The following is a 13,270-nucleotide window of genomic DNA, read 5'->3' on the forward strand; positions in this document are numbered from 1 at the left end:
CACCATGAATATATTTAAATACGAAGTATTTAAGCGGCTGGGCACCACCCTGATCTGGATAGTATCCCTAGGGTTGTTTATCTATGCGACCTTCGCCTTTTTTGAGTCTTTCCAGGGGTCATCATTCACCGACCTGCTGGACGGGTTTCCGGATGCCTTCAAGAAAGCTTTCGGACTGGAACAGGACTTGTCCACCATTCTGGGCTATTTTTCTTTTCTCGCCATCTATTTGTTCCTGGCCGGGGCTATCTTTTCCTCCAACCTGGGACTGAATGCGGTTTCAGTGGAAGAGCGCGACCTGACGGCGGACTTCCTGATCTCCAAGCCGGTGACCCGCAACCGCATTGTGACTGCCAAGCTGCTGGCCGGACTGGTCCACGTGCTGCTGTTCAATGTGTCCATGGGGCTGGTCTGCTACGCCGGCATTGAGTCTTTCAGCGGAGGACAGGAGTACTCCATGCAAGCCTTTGTACTGATTATAGCCGGGGTGTTCATCTTCCAATTGTTGTTTTACGCCGTTGGCTTCATTCTGTCTGTGCTGATGAAACGGATGGACTCACCTTTGCCGTTCTCCCTGGGTTTGTCAATCGGCCTGTACGTCCTGTATTCATTTGATGCGGTGCTTGAAGACACTCCTATTAAATACCTGGTGCCCTACGATTATTTCAATCCCGGCTATATCATTACCAACGAGGCCTTCCAGACGACCGGACTGGTCATCAGTATCGGGGTAATTCTGCTGAGCGTGACCGCGGGTTACATTTTATACAACCGCCGCGATATCGCCACCGCGATGTAATGGAGCGACAATGAACATATTCAAGCGGGAATTTAAAGCCAATTTCAAAGCCCTGATCATCTGGTGTGTCAGCTATGCCGGGCTGATGGGGCTGGCCTCTGTGGAATTCAGCGCCTATCAGGGACAGGCTGATTTGGTGAACGAGTTTTTGGAGGTACTCCCGGAGGCCTTAAAACAAGCCTTCTCTATGAACGAACTGCGCCTGGACGTGCCGGAGGGTTATTTCGGGTATCTGGCTGGTTTTGTTCTCCTGTCTTCCTGTATCTACGCTGCCCTGCTGGGGGCGCAGATACTTTCCAAGGAGATCAATAAAAAGACCGCGGAAACAACCTTCACCCTGCCGGTCAAGCGTACCCACACCGTGAGTATGAAGCTGGCCGCGGCAACAGTTAACTGCGCCATTCTGACCGGTGTTACCTTCATCACCGGACTGGCGGCCTTCGCTCCCTTCGGCATCAGCGGGGATTTCATCAGGGGAGTCGCAGTATTCATGCTGTTCATCCTGCTGTTACAGGTATTCTTCCTGGCCGCCGGACTGCTGATTTCAGTACTCCTGAAACGACACAAGCGCGCCGGTTCCATTGTGGCATCCATCGCAGTGGGTACCTACTTCCTGTCATTTATCGCCAAAATTAACGAAAATACCGAATTTTTAAAATATATCACGCCTTTTGAATACTTCCCGGCGGCAGACGTCATCAACGGCCGGGAGTTGGAGACATTCGGTTTTATAATTGTGCCGGTGGCATTGGCTGTATTCTTTGTCACCTCCTATAAACTGGTGGCACATAAGGATCTGTAGAATGAAGGCACCAAGAGCGGAAAAGCCGGATAAACGGCAGCGCATCATTGACGCTGCGGTGGAGCTATTCCGAAAGACCCATGACGTCCGCAAGGTTACCATTGAGGACATCGCCGGTGCCGCGCGCGTTTCCCCCACCACCGTTTATAACCAGTTCGGTAACCGTGACGCTCTGGTAATTGAAGTGTCCAAATCCTTGATATACGCTATTCTGGAAAACGCCCGGACGTTCCTGCGCTCCGACCTCCCGTTTCCCGCTAAACTGACCGGGATGATTTCCGGGAAATTGGAGCTGGCGGCCAACTTCAACAGCGAAGTAGTTACCCGCCTGATAACCCAGGATGCTAAAATCGCGCCTTTTCTGGAGCAGGTATACGGCACCGAAGTCAATGGGCTATGGCTGGAGATGCTGGAGGATGGCAAACGCCAGGGATACATTGAGGAATCACTGAGTCCGGAAGCCTTTTTGGCTTATATGGACGTCATGCGCATCGGATTTTCCGCCAAAGGCGATTTGTTCAAAGACTGGCAGAACCGCATGGATTTAGTTGAAGAACTGACCCGGCTGTTTTTTTTCGGATTCCTGAAAAAAGACGTTGACTTGTTCGGCAAGAAGGAAACCAAGAGATACTGACAGAATCACCCTCACCTTCCAGTTCCTCTCCCGTTCAGGGAGGGTAAATTGGGAGTAATGGATAAGAAGGAGTGCAGATGAACGTGGTAAATAAATCCATCATCGTGGAAAACCTGACTTACCGCTATGGCGACCTGCTGGCGGTGGACAGCGTTAGTTTTGAGGTCGGCGGCGGCGAAATTTTAGGCTTCCTGGGGCCCAACGGCTCCGGCAAAACCACCACTCAGAAGATGCTGACCGGCCAGCTTTTACCCAAAGCAGGACGCGCCCTGCTCCTGGGCATTAATGTGGCGGAAAAGCCGGATGCAGTCCAGGCGCGTATCGGTGTCTGCTTTGAGCAGACCAATCTATACGAGATGATGAGCGCCATAGATAATCTGAACCTGTTCGCTGAACTGTTCGACGTGAAGAATTTTGACGGTTACGCCCTGCTGAAGCGCGTCGGTCTGGCCGGGCGGGAAAAAGACAAGGTTTCCGGTTACTCCAAGGGCATGAAGCAACGGTTGATGATCGCCCGCTCCATCGTCAACACGCCGGAAATCCTCTTTATGGACGAGCCGACCTCCGGGCTGGACCCGGTGTCTGCCGAGGCCATCCGCCGGATTATTCTGGAGGAGCGGGACCGCGGCGCCACCGTGTTCCTGACCACCCATGACATGTGGGAGGCCGACAAGCTGTGCGACCGGGTGGCCTTTCTGGAAAGCGGCAGTATCGCGGCGCTGGATACGCCTCACGCACTGAAGCAAAAATACGGCAAACGCTCGCTGGTGGCCGAAATAGCCGCGCCCGACGGCAAACTCAGCCGCCGTGAAGTAGCTTTAGATAACGACCAGACGATGAATGATATCCAGAGCCTGTTTACCGACGGCAAACTGGTGACCATGCACTCTGAAGAAGCCACGCTGGAGGATATCTTCATTCTGGTTACCGGACGGAGGCTTTCGGAGTGAACGCCCGCACCATCAAAGCCTTGCTCAAGAAGGACCTGAAACTCTTTTTAAGCAGCCGGTTTTATTTCTTTATCACTATCCTGAGCCTGGTGTTTTACATCGCCGCTTACCTGATTATGCCCTCAGATGTAGATGAGCAATTCTCGCTGGGGATGCATGCCCCGGTATTGCCGCCGGCCTTTGAGATGCTGGCGGCCGAGGGGGCCGAGGTAACCTATTTTGATTCTGAGGCAGACCTTAAAGCCGCTGTCCTGGCGGGGGATTTTGAGGTGGGTATCGCCCTGCCGCCGGATATTATGGAGACCTGGGCGGGCGGGGGCAAGCCGGAGGTGACCGTCTTTTACACTTCCACGGCACCCCCGGAAATCGCCGAGGCAATAGTGACCCTTATCAAAGAACTGTCATATATCCAAACCGGCCAGGTGCTGGCATTTGACACCACTCAGGAAATACTGGGGCCGGACCTGCTGGGGGCGCAGATATCACTGCGCGACCGCATGCGGCCGATGATGGTTATCCTGATTCTACTGACCGAAATCATGACGCTGGCTTCGCTTATTGCCATTGAGATTGCCCAGGGAACGGCACGGGCACTGCTGGTGACGCCGATGCGTTCCGGCGATCTCTTTGCCGCCAAGGGCATCTTAGGTGTCGGCCTGGCGCTGGTACAGGCGGTGCTGTTCATGGCGATTGTGGGCGGTTTTGCCCATGAGCCTCTGGTTATTCTGACCACACTGGTGATTGCCAGTGTCTTCGTGGTCGGTGCCGGTTTCCTGGTGGCTTCGCTGGCGCGCGATGTGAATGCGGTTATCGGCTGGGGCATGATTATCCTGATCCTTTTTGCCATCCCCGGGTTCGGCGCTGTGGTGCCCGGCCTGCTGGCGGACTGGGCCAAAATTATCCCCTCTTTTTACATGATTGATACGGTGAACCAGGTCGTAAACTACGGTGCCGGCTGGAGCGACGTTGGGACCAACCTGGCGGTGATGACCGGCCTGACCGTGGTAATCGTCATGGCCGGATTACTGGCCTTGCGGAGGCGCTTCCAATGAAAATTAACCGAGTAGTCACCCTGGTCAAAAACGAAGTCCTGCACGGCCCCAAGGATTTCATGCTGGCGCTGGCGGTGGTCTTTCCCATTCTGGCGGCGCTCTTCATCAATCTGGCCTTCGGCAATATCTTTACCGACCGCGCCAAACTGGGCATCCTTGATCAGGGCAGTTCCCAGATAGTAATAATTCTTGAGGGATCGGATGCACTGAGCGTTACCGCCTTTGATTCCGAAGCGGCATTACGGTCAGCCGCCGCCGATGGCTCGGTGGATATGGGCATAGTGCTGCCGGCTGACTTTGACGCCGTCATTGATACCGGGGTGATCCGCCTGAAAGCCTTTGTTTGGGGAGAAAGCCTGGCCAAAAACCGGACGGTCATTCCCATTGCCCTGGCGGACGCAGTTAGAACCGTCAACGGTGCCGCGGTACCGGTGGCAATAGATACCGTGGCCCTGGGTGATGAGAGCAGTCTGCCCTGGAGCGACCGGCTGCTGCCGCTGATAGTCCTGATGGGCGTCTTTTACAGCGGCTTGATGCTGCCGTCATCGGCACTGGTCAATGAAAAACAAAACCGCACACTGGAAGCGCTGTACGTCACCCCCGCCACTCTGGGTGAAATTTTCTTGTCCAAGGGCGTTATCGCCGTCATTCTGGCCACCATGATGGGAATCCTGACGCTGATACTTAGCGGGGCCTTCGGCGGCCAGGTGCTGCTGGTGATACTGGTGTTGTTCCTGGGAGCAATCATGGGGACGGAAATCGGCTTGCTGGCCGGCGCCTGGGTGGGCGATATGAACAGCCTCTTTGCGGTGATGAAGGCCGGCGGTATTTTACTCTTCGGGCCGGCGATTGTGTATATGTTCCCGCAGATACCGGCCTGGGTGGGCTATATCTTCCCCACCTACTATGTGGTGCGCCCGGTCGTGGACCTGTCGGTCTCCGGAGCCTCATTCGGCGACGTGGCCGGCTTCGTCGGTATTCTAGCCGTACTGGTCGCGCTGGGTGGTTGGCTGGTAGCTACGGTGGTCAGGAAAATGTCCACCCAGGCACTGCGGCTGACCGGGTAGAATAATTTGAGACAGGAGCAACAAGAAAGTGGAAGCAGCGACAATCTGGGGTATTATTCTGGTGGTCTATGCCCTGCTGGTGATCGCCCTGGCGGTTTTCAAACCGGCGCCCGTCTGGCGACTGGGAAAGATCCAAGCCTTTGTTAAACTTCTGGGCGAGAAGGGCACCGTCATCTTCTTCCTGATATTCGCCATAATCGTGCTGGTTATCGGGATAGTGCTGCTGGTGTAACCCGCCAATAATATCTCCGGGCTGACCGCCGGCTACGTTTGTGTTATTATGTAGCCGGATATGAAAATAGACATCACCATTGACAAGGAATTCAAAAAAGCCCTGTCGGTACCCTGGCTCCGCAGCCTGGCACGGCAGATACTGATAGCCCAGTGTGCCGAGTCCGGCTCTGAAATGGGTATTTATATCACCGGGCAGGCTAAAATTCAGGAATTAAACCGCGTCTACCGGGGTAAAGACAAACCGACCGACGTGCTGTCTTTCTCCTTCTTCGTCAAGGAAGCTGCCGCCGACGCCACCACTGATGTAGAATTCCCCGCCGCCCCGGACGGCAGCCTGCACCTGGGCGAACTGGTTATTTCACTGCCACAGGCGGAACTTCAGGCGGCAGAACTGGGGCATTCGCTGAAGGCCGAGATTGCCCGATTGCTAATTCACGGCATCATGCATTTGCTGGGATTTGACCATGAGGTTGATGCAGATGCCGATATCATGGAAGCCCGGGAACTGGAAATCCTGAAGCAGTTGGAGCCGTCGCTGGCATGAAGGTCATCGGTCTGTCCGGCAGCCCGCGGCTGGGCGGCAACACCGAGCAACTGCTGTACGAGGTCTTACGCGGCGCCCGCAGTTGCGGCGCCGACACCAGGGTGATGGAAATCGCCGATATGGACATTGCCGGCTGTACTCACTGTGATTACTGCCGCCGCACCGGTGAATGCAAGATCAACGATGACATGGACAAGGTGTATGACGCCTTGCGCGAAGCCGACCGGATCGTGGTGGCCTCACCGCTGCACTTTATGTCCGTCACCGCGCAGCTCAAAGCCGCTATTGACCGCTGCCAGTGCCTGTGGGTCAGAAAATACGAAATGAAACTGCCGCCGTTGGAACCGGACAAGGCGCGCAAGGGTTTATTTGTATCCGTGGGCGGGCGCAGCACCAAAACCCTGTTTGACGCGGCGCGCACCACGGTGAAGGCCCTGTTCGTGGTGCTTGATATTGAGTATGCCGGCGAACTGCTCTTTGCCGAAGTGGATGAGGCCGGGGCGATTGCCGCTGTCCCCGATGCGCTGGCACAGGCTTTTGAAGCCGGGTGTAAGCTGGTAGAATAGGGGCGGAATATCCAAGGAGAACTTATGGCGAAGATTAAACTCGGACCTCAGTCACTGCTGTACCCCATGCCGGCCCTGCTGGTGGGGGCTCAGGTCAACGGCAAACCCAATTTTATTACCGTGGCCTGGGGCGGCATTGCCTGCGGCGACCCGCCGATGATATCCGTGGCCATCCGCCACACCCGTCACAGTCTGAAGGGCATCCTGGAAAATAAGTGCTTTTCCGTCAACGTACCCGGTGCTGACCTGGTCAAAGAGGTAGATTATTGCGGCATTGTTTCCGGCGCCAAGGTAGACAAAGTGGCCGCCTGTAATTTCAAGGTAACCACCGGCAAACTCTGCGGCGCACCGCTGATTGACCAGTGCCCGGTCAACCTGGAATGCGAACTGTACCACACCATCGCTCTGGGCAGTCACGTACTGGTCATCGGCCGTATCACTGAAACCCATATATCAGAAGATTGCCTGACCAACGGCCGTCCGGACGTTACCAAGATCAATCCGTTGATTTACACCACCGCCCAGTCTGAGTACCAGACGCTGGGTGATGTTGTCGGCAAGGCCTTCAGCGTCGGCAACGAACTCAAGGAATAGCCGACGCGGCCGCCTGGCCGCCGATAGATAACCGGTCGTTTCAACTACCGCTACGTTTGTTCGTGGCATTTTTTCGGGAAAAGCGCTAAAATTGTAATTTAGTGTTCATTCTGAGGAGTTCAACTTCATGGCAACAAAACGAGATTATTACGAAGTGCTGGGCATTGCCCGCGGCGCTTCTGATGACCAGATAAAAAAGGCCTTCCGCAAACTGGCCTTCCAATACCATCCCGACCGCAACAAGGAAGCGGATGCCGAAGCCAAATTCAAAGAGATCAACGAAGCTTATTCCGTCCTGAGCGATGCTGATAAGCGTGCCGGCTATGACCGTTTCGGCCATGCCGGTGCCAACGGCGGTCCTTTCGGGGGCGGTGGCGGCGGCGGTTTTGAGGACTTTGGTTTTGGCGGCGGCGGCGGCCTGGGTGAAATCTTTGAGACTTTCTTCGGCGGTATGGGCGGCATGGGACGTCAGGCACCCCGCCGCGGCACCGACCTGAACTATCGCATCAGTATTACACTGGAAGAGGCATCTACCGGCATTGAACGGGAAATCAACATCCAGCGGGTGGAAGCCTGCGAAACCTGCAAGGGCAGCGGCGCCAAGGAAGGGACCTCACCGACCAAGTGTGCCGAGTGCGGCGGCCAGGGAAAGGTTTACCAGATACAACGCAGCGTCTTCGGTCGGTTTACCAATGTCGTCACCTGCCCCAGTTGCCGCGGTGAAGGCCAGACCATCAGTGACCCCTGCCCGAAATGCAAAGGCCAGGGGCGGGAGCGCGTATCCCGCACGGTCAAGGTCAGAGTGCCGCCAGGGATAGACAACGGCAATCAAATCAGGATGTCCGGCGGCGGCAACCTGGGCGACCGCGGCGGAGGGGCCGGGGATCTGTATATCACGGTTAACGTGGCGGTCCATAAACTGTTCAAACGCGACGGCGACAATGTCATCCATGAACTGGGCATAAACTTTGCTCAGGCAGCCCTGGGGGTGGATCTGGAAGTGCCGACGCTGTACGGACCGGCCAAACTTAAGGTACCGGCCGGAGTTCAAACCGGCAAGGTCATCCGGCTCAAAGGCAAAGGCATGCCGATGCTGAAAAAAGAAGGGGCCTTTGGTGACGAGTGGGTGGAGATTAAGGTTATCACCCCGGAGAAACTGAACCGCAAGCAGAAGAAGCTGTTTGAGGAGTTGGCGGCTTCCCTGGGTACGCCGGCCGAGGTTGAGGCCGAAGTCGCCGAATAAGCAACCCTGGCAACGGCCTGATTGCCCGTTATATCAAGCGCCTGTTATAATCATCCGTCCACATGGGGCTGTAGCTCAGCTGGGAGAGCGCCTCCTTTGCAAGGAGGAAGTCAGGGGTTCGAGTCCCCTCAGCTCCACAAATTGTTTTAGTGCCGAACATGAAAGGTGGCTGGGAATACCCCAGCCACCTTTCTCTTTAGCTTCCAATGAAGTGAATTACGCCCAGTCGTCGGTGCCGGCGCCAAGGACGGTATCATGCCGCCAGTTGGAAAGGTCACGATTCCACCAACCTTCGTAGTCTGTGGAATCACCATAACCAAAAGCCCGATCCATCTGGGCAAAAAAGCCGTTGAATAGCGACGTATTGGCCACTACTGCCCGGATGGTAGTATGGACCGAGGCTAAATTCTTCTGGCTGAAAACGCAGTTGGCGTCACAGAAATTACATCCATGACACTTCGCGAAGTTCATCGGCCAGCGTTTGTAGCCCGGTCGGTTCCAGACATTCGCCTCTCCGTTCGGACCCGCGTCATTAGCTTCCCAGACCGGTTCGGTATCCATGGGAATACTGCCCCAGGGGCAGACTTCAGCGCAGGTTTTACACTGGTAGCAGAACTTGTACATGCCGGCGTCAATCGGGGTGGTTTCCGGTAGCGGCAGGTCGGTAACAATACTCGGAGTGTATCTGATTAGTGTGCCTTCCTGCGGGGTGCAGTTATGGGCGTTACGGCTGAGTTCCGACAAACCTGCCATGACACCATTTGCCACGTTATAAGATTCCAGTCCGGTCAAAGCGTGATAACCAAGCGACTTCAGGAATCTTTGAGTCCGGTTCTGGATAATGGGGCCCATAGCGTAACCGATGGTAGCCCCGATGTTCAAAGCAGAGGAATATTCCAGCTTAGGCGCCGTATGATCGCCGAAATTGGACATTTCCATGGGCTGTTTAACGACATAAATAATCGCCGATTTACAGGATTGGGGGATGACTTTTGTGGAGCCATCAGCATAAGGCTGATCGGTATTTTCAATTCTTAACGCATTGGCCCGTACGGAAAGGTCAATAAACCGCTGATTGAACGCCAGGAAACCCTGGCGGGGAGAACCATAGAAATGCATGGCTGCCCGGACGAGTTTGGCATTCTCCTCCGCAGTCCCCGACCAACGTGCCACACCTCGTTGCTCCGGAGTAGTAACGTCAATGCCATACCAGGGAACAGACGTCAGGCCGGCTCCAAAACTGAGAAAACTGGCGCCGGCGGAAAAAGCCACATCTTTGAGGCTGTTGCCGGGAGCGTTGGCTTTGAGTTGCTGGGCCTGCCAGGCGGCGCGTTTTTCCGCCTGACCATCACCGGACTTAACTCCAAAGTTATAACCATGATTGCCCAGAGTATAGGGCTTAATAAGGTTCCAATCCACATCGGCGGTGGGATTGTAGGCCTCCCGTTGCCGCACGAACCAGGGATGTTTAATATCCACCGCTGAAGCCATCATTTCGTCAAGGTCATGGAACTGGGGTCCTGCCAGAGCAGCGCCGCCGAGACCGACTCCGGTCAGGCCTATTCCTTTCATAAAATCCCGACGTGATACTGTATGATGAAATTTAGTCACTTGACTTCCCCTTTCGTTTCTTTTTTTTACGGTCTTTCCCGCCGCCACCCGGTCTCTCCCGAAAGCCAGTTATAATTCAACCTCCTTATTCGCTAGAGTTTGTTATTATGACTTAGCTGTTACTTACCGTAATACTATCATAATATCTTTTTATATACATCGTACTAAAGTATTAGTCTTTATTGTACTTTATGCGTATTTTTTATACTTATTTCAATATTTGAGTAACAAAAAATGGGGGAGCCTTTCGGCTCCCCCAATCACAGGTCGCAAGTTTTAACTTAACTCAGATTACCGCACGGCTTCCGCCTTCAAAACCATATACCGTAAATCTTCCGGACTGATTTTATTGGGTGAGAAATCCGCGCTCAGTCCGTCCAGTTCTTCAAAGTTAAAACCATCCCCTCCGGCCTCAGCCCTATCCTGCATAAACCGGTGCAAACGCAGCATGAAGAGGTTGACGGTGACATAGAATTCTTTGGCGGCTGGACAATGCATCAGTATGCCCAATCCTTCTTCCCCGGTGGCCTCGTCCTGCCATTTATTGAATGGGAAGAAGCGGCAACCGGCCGGGCGCAGCTTATAATGGCTGCAACGCTTGCCGTTCAATAACGGACAGGGGTATTTCATGATGGTTTTGCCGTTGCGCTTTTCCAGCTTGCACAGGTGCTTGAGCCGCAGAGCCTCATCCCGGGATAAGACAATCCCTTTATCCCAGTATAAAAAATTAGGCCGACAGCACTGGCTGCAACCCTGACATTTCAGGAATCGGGAAACCAGGTAGAATGGGAGAAAGGTCATCAACCGTTTTTGGGCGACACCGGCAGTACGCCAGTTAAACCGGAGCGATGGCACCCCCATGATCCGCTCAACTCCGAATTGCGCCGCCTCCTGGTCCCAATGCTGTTCAAGCTGAGACCGAGTCAACCCATCATGCGGTTCCTCAGCCCTACCGACGGATTCCGGAATCGGTGAGGCTGAGTGATCTGTCTCCCTGGCAACAATATTCCTGACGGCGCTCAGGAGGTCAGGTTTTTCAGGTGTAAATTCTTTCGGGTCTTTCAATTTATCTTAACCCCATCTCACCGGCGGTTTTCATGACGTAGGCTTTATCACTGCAGGAGATTTCGTTCGGCTTAAAAGTTCCAGCTAATTCCTCCATATCGGCTAATGTAATAGCTCGGCTGAACTGGCCGACGCTAATCACCCTTTGCCTGAGTACCTGAAGGAAAAGTGAGGTGGTGACATAAGTTTCCTTGCCGGCGGGGCAAGCCATGTATATGGACAAAGAAACCATCCCTTCGGGATTGCCCTCATTTACAACCGGGAATGCCCGGCAGCAATATGGCCGGCGCAGGTATTGAGTACACTTATTGTTCTTTTGTAAAGCGCACGGGTATTTAAGCAGGTGCTGTCCGGACCTTTTAGTCACACGGGCAAAAGGTGAAAGCGCCTGGGCTTCCTCACGGGTAATTTCCACCCCCCGGGCAAGTTTGGAATCAAATGCCCGACAGCACTGTCCGCAATTTTGGCATTTGTGAAACATGGCAGTCAGAAATAGAGGCAGAAAGGCTGACTGAACGGCCAGGCCCCAAAGTTCCTGGCCCCGGACAGATGACGGAATGACCATCACGCCGGTAAAACCGTGTGATGCCCCATTTTCTCCCCAAGATGATGCCAGGGCCGCCGCGGTTAAGTTCATTTCCATACCATGTTTTTAGAATAAAATAACGACCCCCAAGGATTGGCTTGAGGGCCGTCGCTCAAGTTAGTACGATTATATTACAGCTACTGGACGTTGTCACCTGCTTCCTGGGTGTCATGAATCCACGTTCCAAGATCCCGATTCCACCAGGTTTCAATACCCTCGGGGATCTCTTCATAGGTTTTAACGCCATAATCAAAGAGACGATCCATCTGGGAATAGAAACCGTTCATAACGGTGGTATATGGGATTGATGCCCTGATCAGATCGTGGGCAAAAGCATGATTCAATTGGTTGAAGGTACATTGTGTCCAGCACCTCAATATGCAGGTACAGTATGCATAGTCGGCGAACCATTTCTTGACGCCGGGACGCTTGTAGTCGGCGGTACTACCATCGGCAGCCGGAAGATTGTTAGGCAGGTCCCAGGTCGGCTCAGTTTCCATTGAAAGGGCATTAACCCCAAGTGCCTGCATTTCACAAATCTCAGCGCAGACCTTGCAAGTGTAACAGAACTTAGTAATGCCGGCATCAATCGGATTCTCAGCTGGTAAATCCATATCGGTTGCGTAAATATTCCACGTCTTCATACCCATACCGAATCTAGGACTACAACCATGATCAATACGGCTCAGTTCTGCACCACCTGCCAGAACCGAAAAAGCTACATTGGAAGGGTTGGGAACCGGGAGACAATTGTAGCCCAAACCATTCAAGAATGTCTGCATACGTCGGGCTACAACGCCGGTATGGCTGTAACTATAGGGATCGTTACCACCACGGCGTGACAAGGCAATATCCTTACGATTTAGAGACAAAATGATATTCTTGCATTTACCGTCTTCAATGTCTTGGGTAGAGGCATCTTTTGTAAAAAGACTGCGGGTTTTATCATCTATTTTGAGAAAATGTACTTCAGGCGACCCTAGATAACTCATCGCCGCGCGGATGATACCAGCCCCTTCTTCCGGGGTCCCCGTCCATCTATCGGCACTATCAACCTTCGTCCAACCTAAATCATCGGGATTGGTACCTTTCCAGTAATTTGCCGCACTCTTTAAGGCGCTGAATTTGATATCGTAACCTTCCAACTTTTCTGCAGTCCAGACATCTGTGTACGTTGCTTTGTTATATGCCGATTGTTCCAGATACTTCGGCGTTTGTTTTGGATTGGTCGGGCCTCGTTTCCATGGCTTGATTTGATCCCAATCAACATCAACTGTCGGATTATAGGCTTCGCGCTCTCTTACCCACCAGGCATGCTTGAAGTTACCAGAGTGTGAAGCAGCTAGTTCATCAATATCCTTGAAATTCGGCGCTACCAGGGCAGCCGCGCCGATACCGGCACCTGCCAGCCCCAGACCTTTCATGAATTCCCGGCGATTTACCGTAGTATGAAATTTGCTCATTGTTCTCTCCTTTAATTAATCTAAAAGTACTCTTTTATGGTCAGCTTCTATTTATCCCAG

Annotated in this window: 15 protein-coding genes and 1 tRNA gene; 12 read left to right on the top strand and 4 right to left on the bottom strand. The window is 53.5% G+C overall.

All coding sequences use genetic code 11. The features are described 5' to 3' along the window. Positions 1 to 4 precede the first annotated feature (4 nt). The 12 genes from V8247_RS02425 to V8247_RS02480 all read left to right on the top strand — a co-directional run bounded on the left by V8247_RS02425 (position 5) and on the right by V8247_RS02480 (position 8,622). Positions 5 to 799, top strand: coding sequence for an ABC transporter permease subunit (locus V8247_RS02425; protein WP_338738412.1), 795 nt, complete (start codon positions 5 to 7; stop codon positions 797 to 799). Positions 800 to 809: 10 nt separating this feature from the next. After that, complete coding sequence (locus tag V8247_RS02430; protein WP_338738414.1) at positions 810 to 1,601, top strand: ABC transporter permease subunit; 792 nt, start codon at positions 810 to 812, stop codon at positions 1,599 to 1,601. Position 1,602: 1 nt separating this feature from the next. Further along, entirely contained in the window at positions 1,603 to 2,235 is a 633-nt protein-coding gene (locus V8247_RS02435) for a TetR/AcrR family transcriptional regulator (protein ID WP_338738416.1), read from the top strand. Positions 2,236 to 2,312: 77 nt separating this feature from the next. Beyond that, positions 2,313 to 3,185 carry an ABC transporter ATP-binding protein gene (locus V8247_RS02440; protein ID WP_338738419.1) on the top strand — a complete coding sequence of 291 codons (873 nt, stop codon included), beginning with the start codon at positions 2,313 to 2,315 and terminating at the stop codon, positions 3,183 to 3,185. Next, positions 3,182 to 4,237 carry an ABC transporter permease gene (locus tag V8247_RS02445; RefSeq protein WP_338738421.1) on the top strand — a complete coding sequence of 352 codons (1,056 nt, stop codon included), beginning with the start codon at positions 3,182 to 3,184 and terminating at the stop codon, positions 4,235 to 4,237. The genes V8247_RS02440 and V8247_RS02445 overlap by 4 nt, the downstream gene beginning before the upstream one ends. Continuing rightward, the gene (locus V8247_RS02450) at positions 4,234 to 5,304 is read left to right on the top strand and encodes an ABC transporter permease (RefSeq protein ID WP_338738423.1); all 1,071 of its coding nucleotides are present in this window, start codon (positions 4,234 to 4,236) and stop codon (positions 5,302 to 5,304) included. The genes V8247_RS02445 and V8247_RS02450 overlap by 4 nt, the downstream gene beginning before the upstream one ends. 28 nt (positions 5,305 to 5,332) lie before the next feature. Next, positions 5,333 to 5,536, top strand: coding sequence for a hypothetical protein (locus tag V8247_RS02455; protein WP_338738425.1), 204 nt, complete (start codon positions 5,333 to 5,335; stop codon positions 5,534 to 5,536). A 60-nt stretch (positions 5,537 to 5,596) separates the two neighbouring features. Further along, entirely contained in the window at positions 5,597 to 6,082 is a 486-nt protein-coding gene (gene ybeY / locus V8247_RS02460; RefSeq protein WP_338738427.1) for an rRNA maturation RNase YbeY, read from the top strand. After that, positions 6,079 to 6,648, top strand: a complete 570-nt coding sequence (locus tag V8247_RS02465; protein WP_338738429.1) for a flavodoxin family protein — start codon at positions 6,079 to 6,081, stop codon at positions 6,646 to 6,648. The genes ybeY and V8247_RS02465 overlap by 4 nt, the downstream gene beginning before the upstream one ends. A 24-nt stretch (positions 6,649 to 6,672) precedes the next feature. After that, a complete protein-coding gene (locus tag V8247_RS02470) occupies positions 6,673 to 7,242 on the top strand; it encodes a flavin reductase family protein (RefSeq protein WP_338738431.1) in 570 nt (189 codons plus the stop codon). A gap of 127 nt (positions 7,243 to 7,369) precedes the next feature. Continuing rightward, complete coding sequence (gene dnaJ / locus V8247_RS02475; RefSeq protein WP_338738432.1) at positions 7,370 to 8,485, top strand: molecular chaperone DnaJ; 1,116 nt, start codon at positions 7,370 to 7,372, stop codon at positions 8,483 to 8,485. 64 nt (positions 8,486 to 8,549) lie between these two features. After that, positions 8,550 to 8,622 (top strand) — tRNA-Ala (locus V8247_RS02480). 79 nt (positions 8,623 to 8,701) lie between these two features. Here the strand turns inward: V8247_RS02480 and V8247_RS02485 are convergent. The 4 genes from V8247_RS02485 to V8247_RS02500 all read right to left on the bottom strand — a co-directional run bounded on the left by V8247_RS02485 (position 8,702) and on the right by V8247_RS02500 (position 13,210). Then, complete coding sequence (locus V8247_RS02485) at positions 8,702 to 10,096, bottom strand: reductive dehalogenase (protein ID WP_338738434.1); 1,395 nt, start codon at positions 10,094 to 10,096, stop codon at positions 8,702 to 8,704. 291 nt (positions 10,097 to 10,387) lie between these two features. Further along, complete coding sequence (locus V8247_RS02490) at positions 10,388 to 11,161, bottom strand: YkgJ family cysteine cluster protein (protein WP_338738436.1); 774 nt, start codon at positions 11,159 to 11,161, stop codon at positions 10,388 to 10,390. Between the two features lies 1 nt (position 11,162). Continuing rightward, positions 11,163 to 11,798 carry a YkgJ family cysteine cluster protein gene (locus tag V8247_RS02495; protein WP_338738438.1) on the bottom strand — a complete coding sequence of 212 codons (636 nt, stop codon included), beginning with the start codon at positions 11,796 to 11,798 and terminating at the stop codon, positions 11,163 to 11,165. Positions 11,799 to 11,884: 86 nt separating this feature from the next. After that, positions 11,885 to 13,210 carry a twin-arginine translocation signal domain-containing protein gene (locus tag V8247_RS02500; RefSeq protein ID WP_338738440.1) on the bottom strand — a complete coding sequence of 442 codons (1,326 nt, stop codon included), beginning with the start codon at positions 13,208 to 13,210 and terminating at the stop codon, positions 11,885 to 11,887. Between the last annotated feature and the right edge of the window lie 60 nt (positions 13,211 to 13,270).

The organism is Dehalogenimonas sp. W (assembly GCF_037094495.1).
GTDB lineage: Bacteria > Chloroflexota > Dehalococcoidia > Dehalococcoidales > Dehalococcoidaceae > Dehalogenimonas > Dehalogenimonas loeffleri.